29 protein-coding genes are annotated in these 25,075 nt (G+C 61.3%); 15 read left to right on the forward strand and 14 right to left on the reverse strand.

All coding sequences use genetic code 11. From position 1 onward, the window contains the following. Window positions 1-446 precede the first annotated feature (446 nt). The 10 genes from DVU_RS04320 to DVU_RS04365 all read right to left on the reverse strand — a co-directional run bounded on the left by DVU_RS04320 (window position 447) and on the right by DVU_RS04365 (window position 6,969). Entirely contained in the window at window positions 447-1,340 is an 894-nt protein-coding gene (locus DVU_RS04320) for a tRNA pseudouridine synthase A (protein WP_010938210.1), read from the reverse strand. Between the two features lies 1 nt (window position 1,341). Next, window positions 1,342-2,043, reverse strand: coding sequence for a MotE family protein (locus DVU_RS04325; protein WP_014524291.1), 702 nt, complete (start codon window positions 2,041-2,043; stop codon window positions 1,342-1,344). After that, the gene (gene fliJ, locus DVU_RS04330; protein WP_010938212.1) at window positions 2,003-2,440 is read right to left on the reverse strand and encodes a flagellar export protein FliJ; all 438 of its coding nucleotides are present in this window, start codon (window positions 2,438-2,440) and stop codon (window positions 2,003-2,005) included. Before fliJ ends, DVU_RS04325 begins: the two co-directional genes overlap by 41 nt. A 70-nt stretch (window positions 2,441-2,510) precedes the next feature. Continuing rightward, window positions 2,511-3,248: an adenosylcobinamide-GDP ribazoletransferase gene (locus DVU_RS04335; RefSeq protein WP_010938213.1), complete on the reverse strand. Its 738-nt coding sequence runs from the start codon at window positions 3,246-3,248 to the stop codon at window positions 2,511-2,513. Between the two features lie 378 nt (window positions 3,249-3,626). Beyond that, window positions 3,627-4,415, reverse strand: coding sequence for an SAM hydrolase/SAM-dependent halogenase family protein (locus tag DVU_RS04340; RefSeq protein ID WP_010938214.1), 789 nt, complete (start codon window positions 4,413-4,415; stop codon window positions 3,627-3,629). Between the two features lie 33 nt (window positions 4,416-4,448). Next, window positions 4,449-5,093, reverse strand: coding sequence for a redox-sensing transcriptional repressor Rex (locus tag DVU_RS04345; RefSeq protein ID WP_010938215.1), 645 nt, complete (start codon window positions 5,091-5,093; stop codon window positions 4,449-4,451). Between the two features lie 104 nt (window positions 5,094-5,197). Further along, complete coding sequence (atpE, locus tag DVU_RS04350; protein WP_011792634.1) at window positions 5,198-5,527, reverse strand: ATP synthase F0 subunit C; 330 nt, start codon at window positions 5,525-5,527, stop codon at window positions 5,198-5,200. Window positions 5,528-5,581: 54 nt separating this feature from the next. Then, on the reverse strand, window positions 5,582-6,283 hold the full coding sequence (gene atpB / locus DVU_RS04355; RefSeq protein WP_010938217.1) for a F0F1 ATP synthase subunit A: 702 nt from the start codon (window positions 6,281-6,283) through the stop codon (window positions 5,582-5,584). Window positions 6,284-6,287: 4 nt separating this feature from the next. Beyond that, a complete protein-coding gene (locus tag DVU_RS04360; protein WP_010938218.1) occupies window positions 6,288-6,722 on the reverse strand; it encodes an ATP synthase subunit I in 435 nt (144 codons plus the stop codon). Continuing rightward, window positions 6,691-6,969 (reverse strand): AtpZ/AtpI family protein, encoded by a 279-nt coding sequence (locus DVU_RS04365; RefSeq protein WP_011792632.1) that lies wholly within the window; start codon window positions 6,967-6,969, stop codon window positions 6,691-6,693. The genes DVU_RS04360 and DVU_RS04365 overlap by 32 nt, the downstream gene beginning before the upstream one ends. A gap of 187 nt (window positions 6,970-7,156) precedes the next feature. On the opposite strand from DVU_RS04365, the gene DVU_RS04370 reads away from it, so the two are divergent. Next, window positions 7,157-7,624, forward strand: a complete 468-nt coding sequence (locus DVU_RS04370) for a pyridoxamine 5'-phosphate oxidase family protein (protein ID WP_010938220.1) — start codon at window positions 7,157-7,159, stop codon at window positions 7,622-7,624. Window positions 7,625-7,666: 42 nt separating this feature from the next. Here DVU_RS04370 and DVU_RS04375 read toward each other — a convergent pair whose 3' ends face one another. The 3 genes from DVU_RS04375 to rlmD all read right to left on the reverse strand — a co-directional run bounded on the left by DVU_RS04375 (window position 7,667) and on the right by rlmD (window position 10,566). Continuing rightward, entirely contained in the window at window positions 7,667-8,185 is a 519-nt protein-coding gene (locus DVU_RS04375; protein WP_164561641.1) for a cytochrome c family protein, read from the reverse strand. A 520-nt stretch (window positions 8,186-8,705) separates the two neighbouring features. Continuing rightward, on the reverse strand, window positions 8,706-9,104 hold the full coding sequence (locus DVU_RS04380; RefSeq protein ID WP_010938222.1) for a RidA family protein: 399 nt from the start codon (window positions 9,102-9,104) through the stop codon (window positions 8,706-8,708). 55 nt (window positions 9,105-9,159) lie between these two features. Beyond that, window positions 9,160-10,566: a 23S rRNA (uracil(1939)-C(5))-methyltransferase RlmD gene (rlmD, locus tag DVU_RS04385; protein ID WP_010938223.1), complete on the reverse strand. Its 1,407-nt coding sequence runs from the start codon at window positions 10,564-10,566 to the stop codon at window positions 9,160-9,162. A 138-nt stretch (window positions 10,567-10,704) separates the two neighbouring features. Here rlmD and DVU_RS16690 point away from each other — a divergent pair, with 138 nt between their 5' ends. Continuing rightward, complete coding sequence (locus tag DVU_RS16690) at window positions 10,705-10,851, forward strand: hypothetical protein (RefSeq protein WP_164561638.1); 147 nt, start codon at window positions 10,705-10,707, stop codon at window positions 10,849-10,851. Window positions 10,852-11,008: 157 nt separating this feature from the next. Here DVU_RS16690 and rfbA read toward each other — a convergent pair whose 3' ends face one another. After that, window positions 11,009-11,917: a glucose-1-phosphate thymidylyltransferase RfbA gene (gene rfbA, locus DVU_RS04390; RefSeq protein ID WP_010938224.1), complete on the reverse strand. Its 909-nt coding sequence runs from the start codon at window positions 11,915-11,917 to the stop codon at window positions 11,009-11,011. Between the two features lie 577 nt (window positions 11,918-12,494). Here rfbA and rplU point away from each other — a divergent pair. From rplU to DVU_RS04455, 13 genes are all read left to right on the forward strand, one after another. Then, a complete protein-coding gene (gene rplU, locus DVU_RS04395) occupies window positions 12,495-12,803 on the forward strand; it encodes a 50S ribosomal protein L21 (protein ID WP_010938226.1) in 309 nt (102 codons plus the stop codon). Window positions 12,804-12,823: 20 nt separating this feature from the next. Further along, on the forward strand, window positions 12,824-13,087 hold the full coding sequence (rpmA, locus tag DVU_RS04400; protein WP_010938227.1) for a 50S ribosomal protein L27: 264 nt from the start codon (window positions 12,824-12,826) through the stop codon (window positions 13,085-13,087). 148 nt (window positions 13,088-13,235) lie between these two features. Continuing rightward, window positions 13,236-14,336, forward strand: coding sequence for a GTPase ObgE (gene obgE / locus DVU_RS04405; RefSeq protein ID WP_010938228.1), 1,101 nt, complete (start codon window positions 13,236-13,238; stop codon window positions 14,334-14,336). A 17-nt stretch (window positions 14,337-14,353) separates the two neighbouring features. Next, complete coding sequence (gene proB / locus DVU_RS04410; protein WP_010938229.1) at window positions 14,354-15,496, forward strand: glutamate 5-kinase; 1,143 nt, start codon at window positions 14,354-14,356, stop codon at window positions 15,494-15,496. Window positions 15,497-15,574: 78 nt separating this feature from the next. Next, window positions 15,575-16,381, forward strand: coding sequence for a bifunctional hydroxymethylpyrimidine kinase/phosphomethylpyrimidine kinase (gene thiD / locus DVU_RS04415; RefSeq protein WP_010938230.1), 807 nt, complete (start codon window positions 15,575-15,577; stop codon window positions 16,379-16,381). 632 nt (window positions 16,382-17,013) lie between these two features. Next, the gene (locus DVU_RS04420; RefSeq protein WP_010938231.1) at window positions 17,014-18,189 is read left to right on the forward strand and encodes a sensor histidine kinase; all 1,176 of its coding nucleotides are present in this window, start codon (window positions 17,014-17,016) and stop codon (window positions 18,187-18,189) included. After that, window positions 18,179-19,423: a PAS domain S-box protein gene (locus DVU_RS04425; protein ID WP_010938232.1), complete on the forward strand. Its 1,245-nt coding sequence runs from the start codon at window positions 18,179-18,181 to the stop codon at window positions 19,421-19,423. Before DVU_RS04420 ends, DVU_RS04425 begins: the two co-directional genes overlap by 11 nt. Beyond that, complete coding sequence (locus DVU_RS04430) at window positions 19,416-19,664, forward strand: hypothetical protein (protein WP_014524293.1); 249 nt, start codon at window positions 19,416-19,418, stop codon at window positions 19,662-19,664. The genes DVU_RS04425 and DVU_RS04430 overlap by 8 nt, the downstream gene beginning before the upstream one ends. A gap of 77 nt (window positions 19,665-19,741) precedes the next feature. Continuing rightward, complete coding sequence (locus DVU_RS04435; RefSeq protein WP_011792622.1) at window positions 19,742-22,165, forward strand: methyl-accepting chemotaxis protein; 2,424 nt, start codon at window positions 19,742-19,744, stop codon at window positions 22,163-22,165. A gap of 632 nt (window positions 22,166-22,797) precedes the next feature. Then, window positions 22,798-23,085, forward strand: a complete 288-nt coding sequence (locus tag DVU_RS04440; protein ID WP_011792621.1) for a helix-turn-helix domain-containing protein — start codon at window positions 22,798-22,800, stop codon at window positions 23,083-23,085. A gap of 13 nt (window positions 23,086-23,098) precedes the next feature. After that, window positions 23,099-23,485 (forward strand): hypothetical protein, encoded by a 387-nt coding sequence (locus DVU_RS04445; RefSeq protein WP_010938236.1) that lies wholly within the window; start codon window positions 23,099-23,101, stop codon window positions 23,483-23,485. Between the two features lie 123 nt (window positions 23,486-23,608). Continuing rightward, window positions 23,609-23,917 carry an isoamylase early set domain-containing protein gene (locus DVU_RS04450; protein WP_011792620.1) on the forward strand — a complete coding sequence of 103 codons (309 nt, stop codon included), beginning with the start codon at window positions 23,609-23,611 and terminating at the stop codon, window positions 23,915-23,917. Between the two features lie 399 nt (window positions 23,918-24,316). Beyond that, window positions 24,317-25,066, forward strand: a complete 750-nt coding sequence (locus DVU_RS04455; protein ID WP_010938238.1) for a hypothetical protein — start codon at window positions 24,317-24,319, stop codon at window positions 25,064-25,066. The last annotated feature ends 9 nt before the right edge of the window (window positions 25,067-25,075 follow it).

Consider the following 25,075-nt stretch of genomic DNA (forward strand, 5'->3'; position numbering starts at 1 on the left):
CGGCAGTCAGTGACGGCAGTGGAGATCTTCTTTCCACGACGCCTTCTTCAAAGCCCGTAAGGGCTTTTTTCGCGTCCTGTGCCATGCGGCATGAACATGTTTCCATCTGGTTCCTGATGGGAAGCGAGCCTGGTCTTGAGTGCTGTTGGTTAGCCTTTAGGCCGGTGCTGGGCCGTTTCAATCCCATTCCTGCACCTGACGTACCGAAGGGCATCGTGCCGCCCCTCCTGTCGGACGGGCCGTGAACGCCAATGGGCACTCGGCGTGTCTGACGGGTGGACCACAGCTGCCTGCCAGCGGTATGGCCACATCCCGTGTAGGGCGGAGGTCTTCGCCCCCGAGGCTCGTGCAGGGGAGAAGGGGTGCGCAGAGGAGGCATGGGACGGCGATGCATCGTCCCTCGCAGATGGGGCCAGCGGGAAGAGGGGGGCGCGAAAAGGGTGACGTCAGCGGGCGTAGGGGTAGTCGCAAGGTGGATAATAGACTTCCGAAAGTGTGAGCCCACAGGCTGGCGCGGTGGCAGGGGCCCGCGAACGGTCGAGGGTCGCCATGATGCCCGGCACGTCATCGGCGGCGAGGGCACCGCGTCCTACAGCCACCAGCAGACCCATCATGTTGCGCACCATCTGCTTGAGGAACCCGTCCCCCTCGAAGGACCACACAAGCTCAAGCCCGATGCCCGCCAGCGGATGTCCAGCCGTTGCGGGAGGCTGGTCAGGGTGCGTGCCCGTGCATCGCCATGAGGTGTATGGTTCGCTACACGTGAGCAGGGCCCCGGCTGGCAATGTCCCTGAGGGGCAGCGCCTGATGGCATGGACGGTTCGCACCGTCGAGGTGACGTCGGTCCCCTGATTCTGGAAGGCTGCGAAGTCGTGCGTGCCCGCAAGGTGGCGCGCCGCCCTGTCCATGGCATAGACGTCGAGGGGGCCGGTGGCCCACACCTGACCGTGAAGCTTGGGGGGGATGAACCGGCGCGTCAGCCACAGCCTGTAGGTATAGCGTTTGCCAAGGGCATCGAAGCGGGCATGGAAGTCGTCGGCTGCGCGGCGCACATCGAGGATGCAGATGTCGTCAGGCAACTGGGCGTTGATGGCCTTCTGCCAGTCGACACCAAGCTTGTGGTCGGGGATGTCCACGTGCGCCACCTGCCCGTCGGCATGGACTCCCGCGTCGGTACGTCCTGCGGCATGGAGTCGGACCTGTTCACCTGCCATGCGCGAGACGATGGGTTCGAGCACTCCCTGAACGGTGCGGGGGCGCGGGCGTGTGGCATGTTCCTGAACTTGCCAGCCATGCAGGTCTGTGCCCTTGTAGGCGATGGTCAGTCTGAGGCGGGCCATGCTATTCAAGCGGCAGTTGCATCCGGGTGAGGGCTTCGGAGAGACGGGCGGCTTTCTTGGCGTCCACGAACGTGAGAATCTCTCCCGCCTGTCTGCCTCGCATGCCCGCCAGTATCTTGACGGCGATGCGCTCGTCGAGCGTTTCGAGCACCGCAGCGGCCTGTTTGGCCTTCATGTTCGTGTACACATCGACAAGATGCCGGAACTTCTCATCCTTCATGCCTTGCGCTTCCTTGATCATGGCTTGCAGCTTCGATTCGAGCGATTGCAATTCCTCAAGGCGCGTGTCGACCTGATGTTGCAACTGGCGCAGTTCCTGCTCGCGGCGTGAAAGGTCTTCCTGCTTGCGCTGGAGCGTTTCGCGGTTCATGAGGTCGCCGGCGGGCGTCGGGATTTCGGGTTGCGTCGTTTGCGGAGGTGTCGCCTCGGCTGCCATGGCTACGCCCATGCCGGGCGCGGAAGCCTTTCCACGCGCAGCCGGTGCGTCGGCGGGTGGTGTCTGCGGGGCAGGTATCTCCTGGGCCTTATGGGGTGCCGTGAGCGATGCCACCGAGGTGAGAGCCTCTCCGAGAAGGGGCCGCAACATTTCCGGCAGGTCAAGGGCGAGACCGAGCAGCAGCGACAGCTTGATGGCTGCCACGAACACCAGCCAGCGGCAAAGCCTAGAAAGACGGAGCCCTGAACCGGAGGGTTGCCGTTTCATCGTAGGTGCGCTGTTCGGCGAGCTTTTCTGCGCTGGCATGTCGTTCCGCCTGTTTGGTCTTGAGTTTTTCGAGCAGCTTGCGTTCCTGTGCGCGCTGCACGAGCAGCATTCGCGCATCCTCTCTTGCCTGGGCAAGCATCACGAGATTACGCAGCGCGGCGACGAGGTCGGACTTCAGGGCCGTGACGTAGTGGTCGAGAAGCCAGTGTTCGTTGGGAGAAGTGACGTTCTCGTACAGTTTCTTCTCATTTTCGGCAACCTGCGCGCGCAAGGCGTCCACTCTGGCTTCTGCGCGTTCGTGTTCGCGCTGGGCCTGTGCGAAGCGGAGTTTCGCCTGTTCTTCCAGCTGTGCCCGATAATCGAGGATTTGCTGAAGCTTGAAGTGAAACGGAGGCATCGGTCATCCTGTTGCTCATGGTGGGGACATATTCCCGACAGATGTCCGGACTATAGCAAGGAACGGGCCGTTACCCCATGCTCGCGGCAAGAAGCACGGTGCCCTCGCATCCCGCGATGCATGCTCCCATGAAGTCACCGTTGATGCCGTCCTCGCGGCGCGCAAGGTGCGCCAGCGCCGTGACGATGGCACCGCATATGGCGATGGTCGTCACGGTCGTGATGGCGGGTGTCGTCAGCAGTAACGCGAGCATTCCGCATGTCGCGGCTACACCGATGGCTATCCTGTCTGCACCGGCACAGGTCAGCCTTCCAAGTGTCGAGCGGCTGCCGGGGGGGACCAGCGCAGCAAGGATGACACATGCCCCGCGTCCGACAATAGGGGCGGCGATGAGAACCCCGAGCCTGCCAGATATGAAGATTTCATGGGCCCCGATGTATTGGCCGCCGAAGCCGAGCAGTAGCCCCATCACCCCGAATGCCCCGATGCGGCTGTCCTTGAGGATGTCCCAGAAGCGTTCGCCTGTGGCTGAGCTGCCCCATGCGTCGGCAAGGTCGGCGACTCCGTCCCAGTGCAGCCCACGTGTGACCCACAGGTTGATGAGAACATAGAGCCATGCCTGAATGGCGGGATGGCTGGCGGCAAGCCCTAGCGCAAAGGGCAGCCAGCATGCGCCCCCGACGACGAGCCCCGCCAGGGGAAACCAGCGCACGGCAGCCGCCATGTCGTCGGCTGTCGCGACACGCGCCGGTACGAGTCGGGTAAGAAAGCCACAGGCAAGCAGGGCATGGTGAAGGAACGTAGGCATAGGCTGACTCGTGTGAGGTTGCGGTGAGGGGCTGGTGGCTTGGTTGTATCGGGGGCTGGTGCTTGGTCGTATCGGAGGGCTGGTGGCTGAGGTCGTCTGGCTTATGCTCATCGAAGTGTGGGCGTGCTCTTTCTGCCAGACCATGGATGGGACGAAGGCGCAATGCCATTCCATTTCGAAAGGTGTTTCAGTGGTGAAGAGGGTGGGGCGGTCGAGGCGCCACGTCGGCCTCGAATCCACGAGCATTCCACCTCTTGCACTCGAGTGCGAGACCTTATGGCACCCCCATGGACGCCCTGCCATACGTTCGGTTCAGGATATGGTGTTCGCCCCATTGTCATGGCGGGCATCCACAAGTCTGGCGCGGGGCAGGGTGTGCTACTTCACGTCCGGGAATGTCACGCTATCCCCCGTGTGCAGGTCGAGCAGCGTAGCTGCCGAATCACGGTTGGCTGCAATCTCCCAGTATCCCTGACTTCCGCATAAAAGCCCGATGTGCCCCGTTGGTAGTGCCGCGTAATGGTCCACGGCCACCAGTGGAGTACGGCGTCCTTTGTGCCGCATCTCGTGCGCGGGCATGTCTGCGGCAGACGGTATGTTCAGGATGCAATTGCCGAAGTGGTCGACATGAAGGATGCGGGCTACGAGTCCCGAATCCGTGGTTTCGGGGCGTATCCATACGGGGGAATGCATGGCCGCCGTAGGCATCTCCTCGCCGAGGGCCTCGGGTGGCGTGCCCGTAGCCAGCTTTGCTGCGGCTGGGGCCATGATGTCACGGGCATGGAATGTGGCACTCGGGTTGCCGGAGACGATGCCGGGGCGTAGTCGCCATACCCGTGCGTCTCCGTTGCCGTGTTGGGCAGCCGCAAGGCAGAGTAGCCCGTTGTCTGGCGCGATGAACGTCCGGTGCCCCATTCTGAGGCATAGTATGGCCCGTTGCGATCCCACGCCGGGATCGACAACGGCCAGACAGATGGCGTGGAAAGGTAGATATGGCACCGATGCGGCGAGGTACAGGGCCCCTGTCTCTACGCGGAAATGCGGCACGCCGTGCGAGAGGTCGATGCAGCCGCATCCCGGTGCAAGCTGGTGTAATACGCCCCTCAACTGACCGACATAAGGGTCGGCGAGCCCGAAATCGGTCAGAAGCACGAAGCAGGGGGGCATGGAAGCGGCTCCGTGGAGGCGTTCACGCTCCAGCTATTTGTTGCGCGAGAACGTGATGTTGAACGAGAGCGCGTAGAGATGGTGGAAGAAGTCCACATACTCTACGAACACGTCGTCCGGCACCGAGATACGCGCAGGGGCGTAGTTGAGAATGCCCTTGATGCCCGCGTCCACAAGATGGTTCGCAGCACGCTGGGCCCGTTCGGGCGGGGTGGTGATGATGCCTATCTCGACATTGAGGTCTGCCACACGCTCTTTGAGACGTTTGGTGCAGATGACTTCAAGACCAGAGATTTCTTCGCCGATTTTGAAAGGGTCGCAGTCGAAGGCTCCGACGATGTGGAAACCCCGGAGTTTGAATTCCTTGTGGTTGAGCAGCGCCCTACCCAGGTTGCCCACGCCCACGAGCACCGTGCGCCATTCACGGTTCACACCGAGGGCGCTGGTGATGGATTCGATGAGACTCTTGACGTAGTAGCCTACGCCACGCACCCCGAATTCGCCGAAATAGGCAAGGTCCTTACGTATCTGTGACGCATTGACGTTGCACGCCTTGGCGAGGGGTTCGGAGGAGATGACCTCCACCCCTTCACGTTGCAGGTTTTCGAGAACCTGCACGTACACCGCCAGACGCTGGATGGTGGCGCGTGGGATGTGTTCGCTTTTGATGTTGGTCATCGTTCGTTAACTTCACTTTTTGCAATGCACATGACACCGTTCTTATAATGCAGAAAAAGGAGGCCGTTTGCAACGGCCTCCTTTCAGTCTGCCGGAAGTGTCCGTTAGCCCATGAAGGGGTTGGCGAACAGGAGGATCAGGTTGACGACCAGGGCGTAGATCGCCAGGGATTCGACGAAGGCGAGGCCGAGGATCAGGGTAACCATGATCTTGCCGCCAGCTTCAGGGTTGCGGGCGGTGCCTTCGCACGCGGCCTTGAGACCCATGCCCTGACCGATACCGCAACCGGCGGCGGCGATGGCCATACCGATGGCAGCGGCGAGGCAGGTGAGACCCAGAGCGCTGGAATCCATCTTGCCGTCAGCGGCGAAAGCGAGGGCAGCGAAGGAAACCATGGCCACGGTGTTGAGGGCGATCATCAGAAACTTACGCATGACTGAACTCCTTTAACTGTTATTAGTATCGGTCGTGAGACCATTCCCTTCGATTTAGTGGGCGTGCTCGAATGCGCCCTTCAGGTACACCATCGTCAGCATGAAGAAGATGAAGGCCTGAAGAACCTTGCCGAGCAGGAACAGGAAGTAGACCGGCAGGGTGCCCACGATGGGAGCCATCAGGAAGAAGAGCACCATGACGATTTCTTCACCGCGAATGTTACCGAAAAGACGGAGCGTGAGAGAGAGCGGACGTGCGCAGTGGGAGATGATTTCCAGCGGCAGCATCAGCGGGGTGAGCCACGTCATGGGGCCCATGAAGTGCTTGATGTAGCCGGGACCCCAGCGCTTGAGGCCCTGATAGTTGTAGTAGCCGAAGACGAAAAGCGCCATGGCCGCGTTGGTGTTGACGTTGGCCGTAGGCGCGTCGCAACCGGGAACGAGGCCCAGAAGGTTCTGGAAGAGGATGAACAGGAAGATGCCACCGAGAAGCGGGAACACCTTGCGTCCATCTTCGCCTATGTTGCCGACGACGAAATCTTCAAGACCGCCGATGACGACCTCGAAGACATTCTGGAGGGCACCAGGGACGACCTTCAGGCTGCTGCGGACGATGAGTCCCAGACTGAAGAGTATCGCCATGGCACACCACGTATAGAAAACGTGCTTGAATTCGACGGTCGCCCCGCCGATGGTAATCGTGTCCACATTCAGGAGCGTGGACCAGAGTACCGGATGCGGCAATCCACCTGCCATTCCCTTACGCCTCCTTCACATTTTGTCCGGCGAGTCTGAGAAGTCCCCAGACCGCTATGGCCGCCACGATCGTGGAAAGCCCTGCCACGAGAGCCGAGACGGAAACCTTGAGCCAGACGATAAGGCCGAACAGTATCAGCCCTGTAAGGCCAAGCCGCCCGTAGAACCTGAACAGCATACCGTACATCATGGAGCGGTCGTAAGGTTTGTACACGACCTGCTGTACGAATTTGGCCACGGCGTAGAAGTTGAAAGTACTCAGCACGGCCCCCACGCCGAACCAGAACAACCAACCGTTGATCCAGCCTAGACCAAGACCCGCCAGGAGAGAGACAGCTGTGACCAGAAGCTGGTTGCGGAGCACCACACGTACCTCTTGGGCACGGAAGCCCCTTCGCCAGAGCATCTCATCGATCCTTCGGACCGAACTTCTCAGCATCTTCCCTTTCCTGATCCCTGATGAGCTTCCGCGTGTCCAGATAGACGTTCTTGAACCCGGCAGCGACGCCGACGATCAAGAGTGCCACGGTAAGCCAAGGCCTTGTCCCCAACCAATCGTCCAGATAGTACCCGAAGATGCCACCTACGAAGGTGCCTGTAACCATGTGCAGGCCGATTGCGCTTGCCCGCGACAGGTTGTCCATGTACCTCTGGTCGTTGATTTTGAACCAGTTTTTAAAGAGCATAGCCGTCGTCTCCCTGCCGGAGCCCTTGGGTGGTCGGCGGCCTACTTCGTGCAATCGTTCACAAGTGAAGCCGTGTCTACCACAGCCCGCGTGAGGCGTCAACGAAGCAGCGCCGTTTGGTCTCATTTTTTTGCGTTTTCCCCTGCGGTCAACGTGTTTGATTGTTTGAACAAAAAACGAGGGTGTCATGCGTCGTCAAGAGAGGATGATGGCTGAAGAGTCGATGGTGTGGCAGGTCGTGGAAGAGGCCCGCTGGATGGTGCTGTCGCTGGTCGAGGCGGCGAATCCCTATGCCGTGCCCGTTCTCTTCGCGACAGGTGAAGGCTGCCTTTATGTCCACGGGGCGCGAGAGGGGCGCAAGGCTGCGTTGCTCAGTCGCGGTGTCGCGTGCTGTTGCGTCTTCGTCGCGGAGGCGGAAGTCAGACCCGCCCCTGAAGGGGCACCGTGTTGTGCATTCTCTTTACGCTATCGCAGTGCCGTCGCCACGGGAAGGGCGGAAGCCGTCGACGACGCGGATGAGGCTGCGCGCATAGCAGGACTGTTCTGTGAACGGTACGGGGCGGGTGACCGGAGTCTGGGGGACGCCGCTGTCGATGCCACGATGTTCTGGCGTATCGCGGTCGACAGCCTCGTGGGCAAGAAAGCCAATTGCTAGCGTGCGTGCGGGGTCTTCGCGTGCTTCAGTCTGCGGTGTCGATCAGTGGGCGCCGCCTTGCAGCAATGGCTTGTAATTGAACGAGTTCACCCGTTCGGAGTTGTGGCATTCGGAGCAGGCGTCCATAGTCGGCTTGCTGATGAGGGTGGGGTCGCCCGTTCCGCTGTGTGCGCCCCCTGGACCATGGCATACCTCGCATCCTGCATCCGCAAGGTGGGGCGTTGTCTCGAAACTGACGAAGCCGCCGGGACGACCGTAGCCCGTGGTATGGCAGGCGAAGCACTCGGCCAGTTCCTGTGGGGAAAGCTTGTCGCTCATGGTTTTGATGTGATCCGCTGAACGGGCTTTCTTGGCGTAGCGTTTGAAGTTGTCGTATTGCGACGGGTGACAGTCGGCGCAGGCGTCAGTGCCGACGTAGGTGGGCTGCCCTGCCTGCGGTGGCGAGGCTTCGGCTGTCGTCCCGCCATGTGGAGAGACAAAGGGCAGGACCAGCAGCAGAGTGATGGCTGGGAGGGCGCGTCGCACGTGAACTCCTGTGTGGCAGAGGTTGACGATGCGCATACCCGTTCGGGACGGGTGCACGGAAACATGCTTCCCCATATAGCCGGATGGGGCGCTACGATGTGGCGACCATAGTCTGATGTCGCCTCTCCCGTCTACGGGATAATGAGCTAACAGAGTAATATCTTGAGGTGTTCTTGCCGGGTATGAGACGGTTGCCCTGTGCCGCTCGCGCGAAGCCCGGGCCCATGCGGCGTTTTGCCGCGCAGGGGGCAGCGGGCGATACAGCGACTCAGTCCGTGACAGCGGATGCTATGCAGAAAAACCGGGAGCCCTCCCCCGGCGATCCGGTCTGCCGGTCGGTGTGTCAGGCAAGGTGCCGGGTGTCGGGAGGGAGGGCGCAGGTCTGTCGATGTGGAGAATGGACGGAAGGATAGCGAACGTCAGATGACTCCGGAAGGCCCACAGGGCATCACGCCAGGACGCAACATCATGTTGAAGAGGGCTTTCGAGGGCCTGTCAGGATGTGCTTCGGGGGCGGCCATGCGGGGCATCTCTGCCGAAGTCGTACGGATGGGCATCAGTGCCCGGCAGCCCATACCTCTATCTCTATCTTGATCGTATCAAGGCCCAGAGCCGAGACGTAGGCAACAGTCATGGACGGGTGCACGTCACCGAAGAATTCGATGTAGATCTCGTCGAAGAACTCCCAGTCGATTTCCTCTGTGGACCAAATGTTGACCTTGATGACATCGTCAGCACCAAGTCCTACGCTCTTGAGCAGGTTCGATATGTTCTTGAACGTGTTGATGACCTGATGATTGAAGTCTTCAGGGATGTTTCCGTCAAGGTCAGCACCGATCTGGCCAGAAAACGTATAAAGTGTCGCATTCGGTTCGACTTTTGTGATGTGGCTATAATTGCCGACTGCTTTGCTTATCCCATTGGATGGCATTCTTGTGACGATAGCATTCTTCATGAGCGGGCTCCATTTTGATTGTAAACAGATGGTAATAGGCCTTCATGGTAATATGCTATACAGTCGTGCTGATTGTGTCGTCTACTTCTTTGTTTGAGAGCAGGACAACCGTCTCGACGTGTGGCGTATGCGGAAAAAGGTCGACAGGGCGCGCTTCGTGCAGTGTATAGCGCTGCATGAGCAGGCCCACGTCACGAGCCATCGTCGCTGGATCGCATGATACATAGACGATGCGTGCCGGTGCCGTCTGAAGAAGTGCGTCTATCACATCAGGATGCATGCCGGCGCGAGGGGGGTCTGTGACCACCACGTCAGGGATGGGTTCTTGAGCTTTGCCTTTGCTGCGAGAACGGAGCAGTGCCCGTACATCCCCGGCGACGAAATCGCAGTGGGTGCAGCCTGCTGCCTGCGCGTTCCTTTGGGCTGCTTCGACGGATGCAGGCGTCGCCTCCATGCCGCAGATTGTCGCTGCGTGTTCCGCCAGCCACAGGGCAATGGATCCCACACCGCAGTAGAGGTCCCAGACATGTTCGCGTCCGCTCAGGCCTGCCATGCGCTCCACTTCGCCATACAGGAGTTCTGTGGCGCGGGTGTTGGTCTGCAGGAAGGTGTCGTGCCCGAAGTCGAGTTCGATGGCGCCCAGCTTTTCTGTCAGTACAATCTCACCTTCGGTGAAGACGGTCGCGTCGCCGTAAGCCACTTGCGAGTTCTGCGAGCGGATGGAGTGGACGCAGCCCGTGACCTCCGGCACTGCCTGACGCAGGGCGGTGAAAAAGGCACGCGCGACATGTTCGGCCTCCGGGTGCGGGGCGGTGATGCACTGGACGAGGCACTGCCCCCCCCTTGCGGGCTCACGCACGACGAGAAAGCGCCAGAAGCCGCGATGAGCCGCGTCGTCCCAGCCGGGAAGACCCGATGCGCGTGCGATGTCACGTGCCGTCGTGACGACGCGGCAGGTTGTGGCAGTCTGAAGCCCGCACGACGTCACATCCACGACCTCGTGCCCCCCCCGCCGGCGCAGTCCCAGATGAAGCATCTCCCGGTCATCCGTGGTGAAGGCGAACTCCATCTTGTTGCGAAAGCCCTGTTGCAGCGGCGAAGGGAGCGTGGGCAGTACATTGGGGGCTTCGATGCGCCCGATGCGTTGCAGGCTGTCACGGACGAAGCGTTCCTTCCACGCCAGTTGGGCCGGGTAGGGCAGGTTCTGCCATGTGCAGCCGCCACAGTCGCCGAAGTGCGGGCAGAACGGGTCGCACTCGTCTGCGGTGTGAGTGACAACGGCAAGGCATTCAGCCTCTGCGAAGCGTTTGCGCACAGTCGTGAGGCGGACATGAAGCTGCTGGCCAGGCAGACCGCGGTCGACGAAGATGACGCGCCCTTCATGGCGGCAGACGGCCTTGCCGCCCGGCGCGAGGGCATCGACCGTGACGTCGAGCGTCATGCCGTTTGCGAATGTTTCCATGATACTATTTCCGTGCTGCGCCTCAAGGCGCGGCTGCTTGTGCCGTCCGTCACAAAAAGAGTCTTGACTTTTCCGGCAATTGAGGCAACTAGTTGCCCATCCGAGCACATACGTCAAGCCCAGCCAAGGAGCCGAGCGATGATCAGCGAACTTATCGAGAACGCGATGCATTCGAGCCCGCAGGGATTCGTGGGCGTTTCCCTGATAGGCATCTACTTTTGCGTGATTGTGGCCACCGCCTTCTATCGCATCAGCAAGGGCGATCACCTCGGCGGGCACCACTAGGCCGAGTCGTCGCGACGCCAGGCCGTCAGGCATCATGCATCATGCGGGGTCGCTCCTTTGGGAGCGACCCCGTTTCTGTTTACGTCAGGGCGTGTGGCGTCTTGGCTGAGCCCATGTGGGCTGCCCGGCTACGACTGCCGGACGCATGTTCTCGAGGTCACAGGTCCGCGGCGCAGGTCACGCGCGCGCAGTCCACGGCCCGGTCATGCAGGATGTCCATGAGATACTGTCCGTAATCGTTCTTGAGCATGGGGGCAGCCAGACGCTCCAGTTCTGCGGCGTCGATGTAGCCCATTCGGTAGGCTATCTCCTCGAGGCACGAAATCTTGAGCCCCTGTCTATTCTGGACGGCGCGGACGAACGAGGACGCCTGATGGAGTGATTCGAAGGTGCCGGTGTCGAGCCATGCGATGCCACGCCCGAGGAACTCGACCTTGAGCCTGCCTTCACGCAGGTACAGGTTGTTCAGGTCGGTTATCTCGAGTTCGCCACGGGCAGAGGGCTTCAGCGTGGCTGCCATGTCGGCTACGGCACCATCATAGAAATAGAGACCTGTGACAGCGTAGCGCGACTTGGGCTTGGCGGGCTTCTCTTCGATGCTCAACACCCTACTGTCGGCATCGAACTCGACCACGCCGTACCGTTCAGGGTCGCGTACCTTGTAGCCGAACACCGTGCCGCCTTCGGTGAGGTTGGCGCAGCGGCGCAACAGGCTGGGCAGCCTGTCGCCGTAGAAGAGGTTGTCACCGAGAATGAGACAGCATGGTTCTCCGGCAAGGAAGTCGCGTGCCAGCAGGAAGGCTTGCGCCAGACCGTCGGGGCTTGGCTGTACGACATAGGTGAAGCAGACACCGAACTGGCTGCCGTCGCCAAGGAGCTCCTGAAAGCGCGGCTGGTCGCCGGGGGTGGTGATGATACATATGTCCCGGATGCCAGCCAGCAGAAGCATGGACAACGGGTAGTAGATCATGGGCTTGTCGTAGACGGGCATCAGCTGTTTGCAGACACCACGTGTGATGGGGGCAAGGCGAGTGCCTGAACCTCCGGCAAGAACAATGCCTTTCATGCATACCTCGTGCAGAAGAATGGGCACACTCTAGCCGTAACAGGGCAGAAAGAAAAGGGCGGGGCGGATTGGTAGGTCCGGGGAGAACAGCCTTGGGGGAGGGCCTTGGTGCGGTGGTTCTCCCCGGACCTGAGACGAGACACACTCAAGAGGGGATATACCCCCGCCGGAAAAAGATGTCTGTTAGATTTTTTCTTGGAATGGACATTCACTTCGGGAGAACCCGCCTGCACCCTACCCTGGAGAGGAGGGGGGCGGGCGGGGGGATGCTATGCTATGGATGCTTGGGAATGTCGTGCGTTGCGACAGGTAGGGGGGGGCAAGCGGGTCGCGCGCTGGAGGCGTGTCCGGGGATGAGCCCCTTCCACATCGCCGCCGCTGCGTTTCTTCGTGAATCTTGTCAGATGGTTGTCTTGGAGTCGGCAGGTGCGGCAGTGCGTGGTGAAGATAGGGCTTGCCACGCGCGGGGCATGAGTGTAGGTAGAAACGCTTTCGCGATGAGGGTGCCGCTCTGGAAGGCGGTTGACTTTTCCTTTCGGAGGGGCTAAAAGTGCCCTCTCTTTTTCTGGAGGTTACGATGTACGCGATTATCGAAACGGGTGGCAAGCAGTTCCGCGTCGAGGAAGGCAGCAAGATCTTTGTCGAGAAGCTTGCGTCCGAAGCCGGCAGCGAGATCGTCATCGATAAGGTTCTGATGCTCGGCGGCGGCGACGTCAAAGTCGGCGCTCCTTATGTCGAGAATGCTAAGGTCACCGCCGAAGTGGTCGAACACGGCCGCGGCGAGAAGGTCGTCATTTTCAAGAAGTGGCGCCGCAACGACTCCCGCAAGAAGCAGGGGCATCGTCAGGACTTCACTGCCCTGAAGATCAAGGCTATCACGGCCTAGCTATCAAGGAGTAATCTGTCATGGCACATAAAAAAGCAGGCGGCAGCTCCCGCAACGGTCGCGACAGTCAGGGGCAGCGCCGTGGCGTGAAGCGCTTTGGCGGTCAGCTGGTTCTCGCTGGCAACATTCTTATCCGTCAGCTCGGCACCAAGGTGCACCCCGGCGAAAACGTCGGCATGGGCCGCGACTACACCCTGTTCGCCAAGGTGGACGGGACGGTGCGTTACGAGAAGTTCACCCGCAAGCGCAAGGTGCTTACCCGGGTGCACATCGACGCCGTGTAGGTTCGCCTGCACGCACAGCCTTACCAGCATGGGGGCGGAAGTCGCGCTGCGTCTTTCGCCCTTTTTGCGTTCATGCGCCGTCTTGTGCGGCTCTTCAACGGCGGCTATAGTCGCCGGATAACCATAACGATTGCAAAGGCAGGCTCCCATGCGCTTCGTAGACGAGGCGACCATCAATGTACGTGCGGGTAAAGGCGGCAATGGCTGTCTTTCGTTCCGGCGTGAGAAGTTCATCCCCCGCGGGGGGCCGGACGGCGGTAACGGCGGCGATGGCGGCAGCGTCATCCTGCGGCCCACCAACAGGCTGCTCAGCCTGTACGACTTCCGGTTGCAGCGCAACTACGAAGCCCGCAACGGGCAGTCGGGCATGGGCAGCCAGTGCGACGGGCGCAAGGGCGAGGACCTTGTCCTTGAACTGCCGCTGGGCACGCTCGTCTTTGAAGTCGATGACGAAGGGCACGAGCAGATGATCGCCGACCTGAGCGACCCGGACGGTGTGTTCGTGGTGGCACGGGGCGGTCGTGGCGGCAAGGGCAACGAGCATTTCAAGTCGTCCACCATGCGCGCTCCCCGTTTTGCCCAGAAGGGCGAACCGGGCGAGGAGCGGCGGCTCAGACTTGAGCTGAAGATACTCGCCGATGCCGGTCTGCTTGGCTTGCCCAACGCAGGCAAGTCCACGTTCATCTCGCGCATATCCGCGGCCCGGCCCAAGATCGCGGCGTATCCGTTCACCACGCTCACGCCCAACCTCGGCGTGATGATCGACGAGGTCGACCCCGACCGCCGCATGGTCATCGCCGACATCCCCGGTCTCATCGAAGGTGCCCATACCGGACAGGGACTCGGACACCGTTTTCTCAAGCACGTGGAGCGCACCCGCTTTCTCGTGCATATCCTCAGCATAGAGGATATCGACCCGGAGAATCCGTGGACGGGCTTCGACCTCATCAACGAGGAACTTGCACGATTCGACGAGGTGCTGCGCGAACGCGAGCAGATCGAGGTCGTCAACAAGATCGACCTGCGCACCCCGGAAGAGGTCGACGCGCTGCGCCAGCAGGCTGCGCAGCAGGGGCGGCGCATCTTCTTCATCTCTGCCATGCACGGTGAAGGTATCGAAGAGGTCGTGGATGCCATGTGGCGTCTGCGCGACACCATCGATATGCACGAACCGCTGGTGCACCTGCAGGAAGTCGAGGAAGAGGACGAGGAGTTCGAGGATATCGAGGTCGTATACACCCGCGAATAGCGGGAGGAGCCATACCGATGGAGTGGACGGAGGAACGCGCCGCAGCCCTGCGCGAGGCGCGTTGCGTAGTGGTCAAGGTGGGCAGTGCCGTGCTGACCACCGAAACGGGCGTCAATCTTGCCGTCATCGACAGTCTCGCCGCCCAGCTTTCGGCCTTGCAGGAATCTGGCAAGCGGGTGGTGCTCGTCTCTTCGGGTGCTGTGGCTGCCGGGCGCAGTGCCTTGCGCGACTGCTGCGAGATTGCCGGAATGCCGCATAAGCAGGCGGCTTCGGCCGTAGGGCAAAGCCGTCTCATGCATCACTATGACGAGGCGTTCGCCCGTTACGGGCATCTCTCGGCGCAAGTGCTTCTCACCCGGGACGACCTGCGGAACCGTGAGCGTTTTCTCAACGCACGCAACACGTTCCAGGCGCTTCTCGACTGGGGGGTCATCCCGGTCGTCAACGAGAACGACACCGTGGCGGTGCAGGAACTCAAGTTTGGCGACAACGACTGCCTTGCCAGCCTGCTGCTCAACGTCGTCGAGGGCGACCTGTACGTCAACCTCACCTCCGCGTCGGGTGTCTATGCCGACAACCCGCAGACCAATCCCGAAGCCGGTATCCTGCCGTGCATCGAGGACGTGCACACGCTCGACCTCGATGTGATGTGCGGAGGCAAGACGTCTGTCGGTACCGGCGGCATGTACTCCAAGCTGCTGGCTGCAAGCCGCGCCGCACAACTGGGGGTGCCGACGCTCATTCTTCCGGGGCGTGAACCGCGCATCCTCGAACGTGCCTTCTCGGGTGAACCCGTGGGGACATGGGTGCGCCCCGAGGCACGAGTCGTGTCGCGCCGCAAGTACTGGCTGGCGTACCAGTCCGAACCTTCGGGGACGGTGACGGTGGACGAGGGTGCGGCCCGTGCGCTGTTGCAGCAAGGTGGAAGCCTGCTTCCGGGCGGCGTCTGCGATGTCTCCGGCGCATTCGAACCCGGGGCGCTTGTGCGTATCGCCGGGCCGGACGGAACCGTCATTGCCGTGGGTTTGTCGAATTACGGCGACCGTGACCTTGTGCGGATAAAGGGGCATCGACGTCACGAGGTGGCTGCCATTCTCGGTGATGCCCATTTCCCGGAAGTGGTGCACCGCGACAACATGCTTCTGGACGCCGTGGTATAGCCCGCGAAACATCGACGTGTGGCACCCGTCGAAGGGTTTGCTGCTCACGTATGGATAGAGAAGGTTAGAGGAGCCGTCATGACACATCCCCCTTGCATTCTCACCATCGCCGGTTCCGATTCGGGCGGTGGTGCCGGTATTCAGGCCGACCTCAAGACCATGACCGTGCTTGGTGGATTCGGCATGAGCGTCATTACCGCGCTCACGGCCCAGAACGGTCTTGGCGTGACGGGCATCCACGCCCCCGATGCGGATTTCGTTGGTCTGCAACTGTCCACGGTTCTCGAAGGTTTTCCGGTGGCCGCTGCCAAGACCGGTATGCTGTTCTCCGCCCCTATCATCGAGAAGATGGCTGAAGGGCTTGCCGGAAAGACCTTCCCGCTGGTGGTCGACCCCGTATCCATAAGTCAGAGTGGACATCGCCTGTTGCAGGAGGACGCAGTGGAGGCCCTTGTGCGACACATGCTGCCACTGGCAGACCTGCTGACCCCCAACCGGCCCGAAGCCGAGATGCTGGCCGGGATGCCCATCGATACGGCGACCGACGTGCATACGGCCATCGACCGTATCCTCGCCAAGGGGCCGCGTGCCGTACTGCTCAAGGGGGGGCATTTCGAAGGCGACGGACAGTTGGTCGACTGGCTGGGCCTTCCGGGTGGAACGCCCGTGGCTTTGCCACAGCCGCGTGTGAACACCCCCAACAACCATGGCACCGGATGTACCCTTTCGGCGGCCATCGCCACATTTCTTGGCCTTGGGCATCCGTTACGCGAGGCTGTCGTGGCTGCACAGCAGTACCTCAACCGCTGTCTGGCCGAGAGTTACACGCCCGGCAAGGGCTTCGGGCCGCCCAATCACGCGGCCCCCTGCCAGTGCCGCGGCTAGCGTGCCTCGACGGAACGCGTCGGCATGTTCTCCGAGGCGTCTCATGGATGGCCCTTGGATGCTGCGCTGCGGCCTCGTCAGGTCGAGGCCGACGAATGCGTCTGCCGTGAGAAGCCGCGTTGGGGGCGTCGCACCGTCATTGTCGGGCCTATGCGCCATCCGGTCATGATTCGCCGTGATGCCGTGCCGCACCTCTGGACGCAGGTGCACGTGCCATTGCAACTCGAGAGTCCCCGTCGCCTGCGCTCCGGGGACTCTGCATATGTTTGCGGACCGCAATCCCGTGCCGCATCGCACGACATCATCGTCGGTGACAGCGTCCTGCGCTGTCAAAGTGCACTTTCAAACTGGCGCTGTTGCCCGGCGGGGCGTAGGGGGCTGGGGCACTAGTCGAAAGGGGCACGCCTTCAGGGTGGAAGTGCGCCTTGCAGAGGTCGCCGCAGGCCCTTTCGCCTGCTGCGCGATCGCAGGCCGTCCTCTCCGCTGTGCACTATACCCCTCGCCATCGTCGGACTTGGAAACGTACGGGGGTTGCGCTAGTGTGCGCGGGTGCCTCATCGCTGCGGTGAGACACCTTCGTTCCGGTGCAATCCGGCGCGAAGGTGTACGACACACCATTTTCAGGAGAGCCCATGTCCGCCTGCCATGAAACGTACTGTGCTCCGCCGGAGCGTGTAACCCCTGACGAATTGCAGCGGCAGGTCGCTCTTTTCCGGTCGATACCGCTCACTGAACTGCTTGACGCGGTGGGTGAGGTCGTGCTGGTGCTCAATACCTGTCGGCAGGTCGTCCACGCCAACCGGAATCTGCTCAGCCTTCTGGGCCTTCAGGAAGCCGCGCATCTTTTCGGGCAGCGCCCGGGCGAGGTCTTGCAATGCGAACATGCGTGCGAGGGGCCCAACGGTTGCGGCACGGCGGAAGGATGCCGCCCGTGCGGGGCGTTGCAGTCTATTCTTGCCGGTATCGGCGGAGAGCGGGTCGAGGGCGAATGCCGCATCACCCGGACGTTGCAGGGGCGTCTCTCGGCCTGTGATTTCAAGGTGTGCGCCACACCCATGACGCGCGAGGGCGACCACTTCGTCATCCTGTCCATGTCCGACATCAGCCATGAGAAACGCCGTAGCGCACTGGAGCGCATCTTTTTCCACGACCTGTTGAACATGGCGGGGGGCTTGCGCAGCATATCCGGCTTGCTCGTCGAGGATGTACCGCTGGATGTGCGGGCGGATATGCTGCTGGTGCATCGCTATGCGACGGCGCTGGTCGAGGAGATTCTGGCCCAGCGGGTGCTCGTGGCTGCCGAGAACGATGAACTTGGCGTCGAATTGCGAGACGTGCAGGCACGTGAGGTGCTGCGCGACGTCATCGAACTCTACCGTACCCACGAGGCATGCATCGACAAGCGCCTTGTCATGGAACCTTGTGGCGGGCACCTGCTCATTTCCACCGACAGGGTCCTGCTGGCGAGAGTGCTTGGCAATCTCGTGAAGAACGCGCTTGAAGCCTCGCCGCGTGGTGGTGTGGTGACGGCAGGTTGTGAAGCCACACCCTCCGGAGTGACGTTCCGGGTGCATAATGCCGGATTCATCTCCCCGGAAGTGCGGGCACAGATGTTCCAGCGCTCGTTCTCCACCAAGGGACAAGGACGTGGCCTTGGCATGTACGGTGTGCGCCTGCTCACGGGCAACTACCTTGGCGGACGGGTCGAGTGCCTGTCATCCCGTGACTCGGGTACGACACTGCTGGTGATTCTTCCCCGGTATCTGAAACACCGGCAGGACGGCAAGGAGAGGCCGGATGCCGATTGACGCGACCGGGTCGCAAGGACAGGGCAGACCGGGAGACGGAGACGACGCGCCGAATGCCGCATCGCCCGGTATCCGGAAGCCCGGGGCTTCCCCTGCGAAGGGCGGCTTGCCGCATCGAGGCGGCATCCGCCCCTTGCGTGTACTGCTGGCAGAGGATGACCCGCTTGTGGCGCATCACATCCGTGGTCTTGTACAGCGGATAGGTCAGGAGGTCGTGGGAACGGCAGCCACTGCAGGGGAGGTCATGTCCCTTGCTGCCCAGACCCGCCCTGATGTCGTACTCATGGACATCTGGCTTGAGGGCGGTTCCAGCGGCATCGAAGCCACGCAACATCTCGTGGCCGAACATGATTTGCCCGTGCTGCTGGTCTCCGGCACCTCCAGCAGCGACATCGTGGATGATGCCATCGCTTCGGGGGCTCTCGGGTTCATCAGCAAGCCCGTCACCGCCGCAGAGTTGCAGGTCAACCTGCGTATCGTCCGGCACAGGCAGGACCTGCTGAACCGGCTTCGTGAGAGTGAGGAGCGGTTCCGTTCCATTTTCGACAATGCAGCCGTCGGAATCTATGTCTGCACGCTCGAAGGACGTCTTGTCACCGTCAACGCCACCTTCGCCCGCATGCTGGGCTACACGGGGCAGGCCGAGATGCTGCGGCTTGTGCGCGACTTTGGCGAACAGGTCTACGACGACCCCGGTCGCAGAAGGCATCTGTGTGAGCGCTTGCTGGCAGGCGAGCCCGTGGAAGGTGTGGAATCGCTCATCTATGGGCGTGATGGTGAGGCCCTGTGGGTGAGCGAGCATTGCAGGCTCGTGCGTCGGGAGGATGGTGTAGCCACGCGGTACGAGGGTATCGTCGTCGACATCACTGCCCGCAAGGATGCGGAACAGCGCGAACGAACGACCATGGAACTCTTGAGAAGCACCATGGACGCCCTGCCGGACCTTGTCATATTGCAGGACTTCGACCGTAACGTCATCATGGTCAACAGGTCCTGTGCCTCATCGGGCATGGTGGCACCCGGAGACGTGGTTTGCGAGACCCCGGGCGACATGGCGGGCGAGACTCCCTTCGACATGTTCCGTCGCGACGGTGATGAACATGAGGGTCTCGTGAGGCTGTCCGGCACCGGGCGTGTGTGGTGGTCGCGCGTGGCCCCTTTCCGGAGTCCGGAAGGAGAGATTGTGGGGGCTGTGGAGATTTTGCGGGCGCATGATGGAGAGACGGATGCGTAAACATGCCTTCGTGAAGGTCGATTGCAACTGTCTTCGTCGTGCCACCAATTTCAAGTGCAAGCATTGTGGTGTGATGGAATACCGCAGCGAACGCGAGATACGCAATCTGCCGCTTTCGCTGGCCCGATGTGAAGACGCAGGGGCCCCGGCCCCGAGTCCCGAAGAGAAGCTTCGCGGTATGTTCGGGGGAGGGTTCGATTGCCTTGCTACGGGCGAGGAGGGCGAAGACAGCCAAGAGTGATTGCATTCCGTGACTTGTCCGGTAGAATGGTGATGTGGGCCTGTGGGAGGGCGACACTCAATCTGGCCGGGGTGGTCATGGGTATCAGACAGAAACTGTTTCTTCCGTTTGCGTTGGCAGTGTTCATCCTTGGGGCAGGTGCCTACTGGGTGCTCTCAGGTGAACTTCATGCTCTCAAAAGTGTCTTTCTTGAACGCATAGCCGAATCGAAATCGAGCGAACTTGCCCAGAATGTCGAGCTTCTCGGCACGCAAGCACTGGAGCAGGCTTCGCTTTTCTCCGCGTTGCCCGTCGTGCAGGAGGCCTATGCCATCGCCATGTCGGGGAACATCGCCGACGAGCGTGATGCCAAAGGCCAAGAGGCGCGTGAACTGCTGCGCCGTGAACTCAAGGGGCACCTTCAGTCGTTCGAGGCGATCAACGGGCGCAAGTTCAAGCTGCATTTCCACCTGCCCAACGGGCGTAGCCTCGTGCGCCTGTGGTCGGCGAAGCAGGTCAAGCGCGACGGTCAGGGGGTGGACGTTTCCGACGACATCTCGACGTTCAGGCAGACCGTGGTCGAGGTCAACCGAAGCGGTCAGCCGCGCAAGGGCATCGAGGTCGGGCGCGGCGGTTTCGACGTGCGTGGCGTTTCTCCGGTGCGTGATGCCTCCGGGAAGCAGATAGGTTCCGTCGAAGTGCTGGTGGAGTTCGCGCCCTTGCTCGAAGTCGCATCGCGCGGGCAAGGCGAGGACCTTATGCTCTTCATGAACACCAGCCTGCAGGACATCGCCAACGGGATGTCGGACAGGTCCAAGCACCCTCTGGTCGGCAGCGACTTCATGCTGGCCACGGGCAACCCGAAATCACCCGCGTTCGCCAAGGTCTCGCCGCAACTGCTGACGGCGGGACGCACCGGCGTCCACGTCGAGGATGAAGGCGGAACCGCGCTGATGTCGTTCCCCGTGAAGGACTACAAGGGTGAACAGGTCGGCGTGTTCGTCTTTGTCATGGACAACTCGGCTGCGGCAGCCATCTTCGATACCTTCGCCAAGGTGATGCTCGTGGCGTTGCTTGCCCTTCTCGTCGTGCCCGGCATCATCTTCTCCACCTTGCTCACCCGCGTCGTGGTCAGACCTGTGGGCAACGTGGTGCGGCTCATCCGTGACATCACCGAAGACAGGGCCAACCTGAACGACAGGCTCGCCGATACCGATTCCGGCGAGGTTGGCGAACTGTGCCGCTGGTTCAACCGGCTCATGGGCAAGATAGAGGACATCCTCTGTTCTGTGGAAGGGTACAAGAACATCGTCAATGCCATCCCCGACCCCGTCTTCGCCGTCGATGACGACTATAATATCCTGCTGGCCAACAACGCCGTCGCAAGGCTTGCAGGAAAGACGGATGGCGAACAGGTACGCGGCATGCGGTGCAGTTCCATCTTCAACACGTCGGTGTGCGGCACCGACAGGTGCCCCATCTGCCAGGCACGAACCAAGCAGGGGCGCTACGAGGCCGAAATCATCGAACTCAACATCCACGGGAAGAGCCGCTGGATTCGTCCGTATGGCGATATCCTACACGATTGCCACGGGCAACGGGCAGGTTACCTCGAGGTGGCCAGTGATGTGACGGAACTCTATCGCAAGGAGACCGAACTCAAGGGGCACATGTCGCGGATGCAGGCGGTCAACACCGAGGTCGTCGAAGTGGCTTCGCAGGTCGCCGAGGCCTCGGCCAGCATCGAGGAACAGACGCGACAGGTGCTTTCGAGTGCCGATTCGCAGCGGCACCTCATCGCCGAGAGCGTGGGGGCCATAGGCCAGATGAACGACACCATCATGGAGGTGGCCCGCAGCGCCGCACTCGCTTCGCAACAGGCCGGAAGCGGACAGACCAAGGCGCAGGAGGGGTCGCGTATCGTGAGCGACGCGGTGCAGGCCATCGGCACGGTCAGTCAGCTTTCGGGCGTGTTGCGGACCAACCTCACCGAGTTGGGCGGGCAGGCCGAATCCATCGGGCAGATCATGAACGTCATCTCCGACATCGCCGACCAGACCAACCTGCTGGCGCTCAACGCCGCCATCGAAGCGGCGCGGGCGGGTGAAGCCGGAAGGGGATTCGCCGTCGTCGCGGACGAGGTTCGCAAGCTTGCCGAGAAGACCATGAATGCCACGCAAGAGGTGCGCCGTTCCATCGAGACCATCCAGAGTGGTGCGGCCCGCAACATCTCCAGCATGGAGGAGGTCGCCAGCGCCGTCGGTCAGGCCACGGTACTGGCTGAACGCTCGGGTACGGCCTTGCGGGAGATCGTCGCACTGGTCAACGACACTTCGTCGCAGGTGACGGCCATCGCCACCGCTGCCGAGGAACAGTCGGCTTCGAGTGAGGAGATAAAGCGCAGCGTGGAGCAGGTGAGTGCCCTTTCCGAGGAGACGGCGCAACGGATGGAGGATGCCGCCAGGGCAGTCAACGACCTGACGGGGTTGGCGCAACGCCTCGGTCATCTCTCCCGCAGCTAGTCACTGAATGCAACGGAAGCCCTGAACCGCCGCACGGCGGTTCAGGGCGCTGACCAGCCTCGCTTCTACGGATGCGAGGCTGGTCCTTTTTGGTGCAAGACGCGTCTTGCCCGGAAGACCTGACAGCCCGGAAAACGTGAGGCCGTGGCCGTGTCGCATGGTGGGCTTGGGCCCCTGTGGGGTCTGCATACGTATCGCGGGGAGTCTTGCACAGGGCACCGCCCTCCTTGCCGTGCCTCCGGATGGCCCCGGTGATGCCGCGGCAGGGACGCCGTGCGCCCAGGGTCGTCTGCTGCGTATGCAATGTGGGCGCAAGAAGCATGAACGGTTGCGAAGTGACGACAGTGCGTGATGGGATGTGCACGTAGGCTTCAGTCCCTGAACGCCATCATGAGTTTGCGGAGAGAAGCCAAGCCGCGTTGGATCCTTCGAAAGCGTGGGGGAGTCCATCCGGGACACCCTGCGTGGCCTGCGGTGCATCAAGAGAGAGTAGAGCTGATTCAGGTTATAATCATGCACTATGGGATGGCGTTTGTTGACACCAGTTGATTCGAGATGCTAATCGCGCATTGATGTGTTGCAAAGTTACCGGAAATGGTCCGGTGCGTGCGACACTCAGGTGGAGCACCCTGATGCAGAAGACCACCTTCACACTCGGCGAAGCCGCCGAACTGCTCAGTTGCCACAAGGAGACGCTGCGCCGTGCCATCAAGGATGGCGCGTTGCGGGCGGCCCGTCTTGGGCGCGGCTATCGCATTTCGCGTATCGACCTTGAGGCGTTCTGGACAGCTCAAGGCGGTGGCGAGCTTTTCGGAGAAACGGTTGGCGAAGACCAGCCCGTCTCCCCTGCGCAACCGCGTGAGGAGAAACGGCGCAAGGAACCGACCGGGCCACGGCAACTGACCCTGCCCACATCCTAGAAGAGGAGGCTGCATGGGTTCCGACATGACCTGCAGGGCGATGGAGGATCTGGTGTTGCGCAACGATGCCGGAGAAGACATCGCATTCAAGGGGCGTCTGTTCTCCGAGTGTTCGTGGTACGATGAGGAGCAGGGCGTTCTGACACGGCAAAAGCTCTTCATCACCGAAGACAACGAACAGGTCTACTACATTGTCACCGGTTCCGGCGCCGAACGCTCACGGCGTGCCTATCGTCTGCGCCTTGAAGGTGACCAGTGCGTCATCTGCAATGGCACCAGCGAGATGGTGGTGCAGCTTGATTTGCTCATGCTGGCCGTGCGGGGCTTGTGCGGGTTCGACCTTGCGGGTGAGCAGCTTCTCGCCAGTATCGAAGAGACGCTCAAGGCTGCCAACGGCTAGACGTTTCTGGCAGTTTTTTTTCTTTGGTCACCGGAAGTCACATTTCGGTGTCGCTCTTCCGTAATGGCGCAATGCCGTGTATGGTGGATTCAGTACCTTTCGAGAACACCGAGGGAGGTTGCCGTGTCCATCAGCAAGAAATTTCTCAAGACCCGCCCCGTATGCAAGGTGCGCTTCGTACTTCCCTCTTCGCAATGCGAAGGGGTGGAGACCGTGTGTCTTGTCGGTGAGTTCAACGGCTGGAACGAACAGCGCAATCCCATGAAACGTGGTCGTGACGGAAGCTTCAGCGTCGAGGTCGAACTTGAGACCGGGCGTGAATACCGTTTCAGGTATCTTCTCGACGGGTGTCGCTGGGCGAACGACAGCGATGCAGACGGCTACGAATACTGCCCCTTCGCCAATGCCGACAACGCGCTTGTGAGTGTATAGCGCCGCCGGGAAATGGCGTCGGAACACACCCTGGCATCGTCTCGCCTTTGCGAGAGTCGTTGTCGGTCGTGAGATGCTGTTCCCCATTGAGACCCCCTCCGCATGGGGAGACCAGTGGCATTTCCGGTCGGGCTGTGCATGGACGCCCGGGGCGTGCGGCAAGCACGACAAGCCCTCTGCATCACCTCGCGTCACATCGTTTCGGCCCACTGCCGTGTGGGGCTGCCGCTACTTCTGTGCACCGTGTTGACGGCTGCCAGTGAAGTGTCGTGACTCTCGGGTGTACGCCACGAGCCCTGTGCCATCCGAACGCGCGTTATATACGGCATAGTTGCAAGTCGTCGCTCCCCCTTGTACAGTCCCGCTAGGGAGCGGCGCATAACCGGTGCCGTATGAGTCATGACTGAGATACAGCGCGACATAGACCTGATGGGCATGCCTCTGGAGGGGGTCGTCGCGTATTGGCTGTCGCTCAAGAAGCTGGTGGGTGGCAGCCGCAGTTTCAAGTCACTTGAGCAGGAGGCCGAATTCACGCCCGAACCCTTCGTGCGTCACCTGCTCGAACTCGCCTTCGCTTCTCATCTGGACTCGTCTCGCGTGCGCGAACTTGCCCTCACCAAGGGAGAAGTCGTGTGCGCGACGCTCGACAGGCGTTTCGACCTCATGCGCATCGCGGTCATGGATGTGGCGTCCGGAGAGAACCCTCATCGTACCCTGGCTCGTATGGGCGCGCGGTTCCATGCCTTGCCTGTCGAGGCCGACCGTGCGCTCGCCTACGCACAAGAACTGCTTCGCCTCGCTCTCGAAAAGGAATCCTCCGAACCCTTCTTCAACGTCCACCACCGGCAGAATGATGACAAGCTGCTGGTGACTCTTCTTTTTTACGTGATGCTGGCCCGCCACCATGGAAGGATAGCCTGTCGCCCCTTTGTGCCTCACATGGGGGCACGCTTTTTCGGTGACGCGCTCGCTCTGGTCGTTGACGGATTCGACGCGCCGTTCGTCCGCAAGTGGATGAAACGGCACAAGCAGGTACTTCTCGAAGAACTGCGTGGCAAGGTGCGGGTTTCCGTCGACATGTGTCTTGGCATCCGTGACAGGCTCGATTACGACGACCTGTTCCGGGTCGCGCGTTCCCACATGCGTTAAGGGGGTGGG

This window comes from Nitratidesulfovibrio vulgaris str. Hildenborough, from assembly GCF_000195755.1.
GTDB lineage: Bacteria > Desulfobacterota > Desulfovibrionia > Desulfovibrionales > Desulfovibrionaceae > Nitratidesulfovibrio > Nitratidesulfovibrio vulgaris.

Bases quoted from the DNA above. Each gene is read 5' to 3' on its own strand.
- DVU_RS04380 (WP_010938222.1), bottom strand. From the start codon at position 9,104: ATGAAGAATGCTATCGTCACAAGAATGCCATCCAATGGGATAAGCAAA.
- DVU_RS04375 (WP_164561641.1), bottom strand. From the start codon at position 8,185: ATGCGCATCGTCAACCTCTGCCACACAGGAGTTCACGTGCGACGCGCC.
- thiD (WP_010938230.1), top strand. From the start codon at position 15,575: ATGACACATCCCCCTTGCATTCTCACCATCGCCGGTTCCGATTCGGGC.
- DVU_RS04320 (WP_010938210.1), bottom strand. From the start codon at position 1,340: ATGGCCCGCCTCAGACTGACCATCGCCTACAAGGGCACAGACCTGCAT.
- DVU_RS04440 (WP_011792621.1), top strand. From the start codon at position 22,798: ATGCAGAAGACCACCTTCACACTCGGCGAAGCCGCCGAACTGCTCAGT.
- DVU_RS04430 (WP_014524293.1), top strand. From the start codon at position 19,416: ATGCGTAAACATGCCTTCGTGAAGGTCGATTGCAACTGTCTTCGTCGT.
- rlmD (WP_010938223.1), bottom strand. From the start codon at position 10,566: ATGGAAACATTCGCAAACGGCATGACGCTCGACGTCACGGTCGATGCC.
- DVU_RS04445 (WP_010938236.1), top strand. From the start codon at position 23,099: ATGGGTTCCGACATGACCTGCAGGGCGATGGAGGATCTGGTGTTGCGC.
- fliJ (WP_010938212.1), bottom strand. From the start codon at position 2,440: ATGCCTCCGTTTCACTTCAAGCTTCAGCAAATCCTCGATTATCGGGCA.
- DVU_RS16690 (WP_164561638.1), top strand. From the start codon at position 10,705: ATGATCAGCGAACTTATCGAGAACGCGATGCATTCGAGCCCGCAGGGA.
- DVU_RS04365 (WP_011792632.1), bottom strand. From the start codon at position 6,969: ATGCTCTTTAAAAACTGGTTCAAAATCAACGACCAGAGGTACATGGAC.
- DVU_RS04435 (WP_011792622.1), top strand. From the start codon at position 19,742: ATGGGTATCAGACAGAAACTGTTTCTTCCGTTTGCGTTGGCAGTGTTC.
- DVU_RS04420 (WP_010938231.1), top strand. From the start codon at position 17,014: ATGTCCGCCTGCCATGAAACGTACTGTGCTCCGCCGGAGCGTGTAACC.
- DVU_RS04340 (WP_010938214.1), bottom strand. From the start codon at position 4,415: ATGCCCCCCTGCTTCGTGCTTCTGACCGATTTCGGGCTCGCCGACCCT.
- DVU_RS04455 (WP_010938238.1), top strand. From the start codon at position 24,317: ATGACTGAGATACAGCGCGACATAGACCTGATGGGCATGCCTCTGGAG.
- DVU_RS04370 (WP_010938220.1), top strand. From the start codon at position 7,157: ATGCGTCGTCAAGAGAGGATGATGGCTGAAGAGTCGATGGTGTGGCAG.
- proB (WP_010938229.1), top strand. From the start codon at position 14,354: ATGGAGTGGACGGAGGAACGCGCCGCAGCCCTGCGCGAGGCGCGTTGC.
- atpE (WP_011792634.1), bottom strand. From the start codon at position 5,527: ATGCGTAAGTTTCTGATGATCGCCCTCAACACCGTGGCCATGGTTTCC.
- rplU (WP_010938226.1), top strand. From the start codon at position 12,495: ATGTACGCGATTATCGAAACGGGTGGCAAGCAGTTCCGCGTCGAGGAA.
- rpmA (WP_010938227.1), top strand. From the start codon at position 12,824: ATGGCACATAAAAAAGCAGGCGGCAGCTCCCGCAACGGTCGCGACAGT.
- DVU_RS04335 (WP_010938213.1), bottom strand. From the start codon at position 3,248: ATGCCTACGTTCCTTCACCATGCCCTGCTTGCCTGTGGCTTTCTTACC.
- obgE (WP_010938228.1), top strand. From the start codon at position 13,236: ATGCGCTTCGTAGACGAGGCGACCATCAATGTACGTGCGGGTAAAGGC.
- DVU_RS04345 (WP_010938215.1), bottom strand. From the start codon at position 5,093: ATGACCAACATCAAAAGCGAACACATCCCACGCGCCACCATCCAGCGT.
- DVU_RS04425 (WP_010938232.1), top strand. From the start codon at position 18,179: ATGCCGATTGACGCGACCGGGTCGCAAGGACAGGGCAGACCGGGAGAC.
- rfbA (WP_010938224.1), bottom strand. From the start codon at position 11,917: ATGAAAGGCATTGTTCTTGCCGGAGGTTCAGGCACTCGCCTTGCCCCC.
- DVU_RS04360 (WP_010938218.1), bottom strand. From the start codon at position 6,722: ATGCTGAGAAGTTCGGTCCGAAGGATCGATGAGATGCTCTGGCGAAGG.
- DVU_RS04325 (WP_014524291.1), bottom strand. From the start codon at position 2,043: ATGAAACGGCAACCCTCCGGTTCAGGGCTCCGTCTTTCTAGGCTTTGC.
- atpB (WP_010938217.1), bottom strand. From the start codon at position 6,283: ATGGCAGGTGGATTGCCGCATCCGGTACTCTGGTCCACGCTCCTGAAT.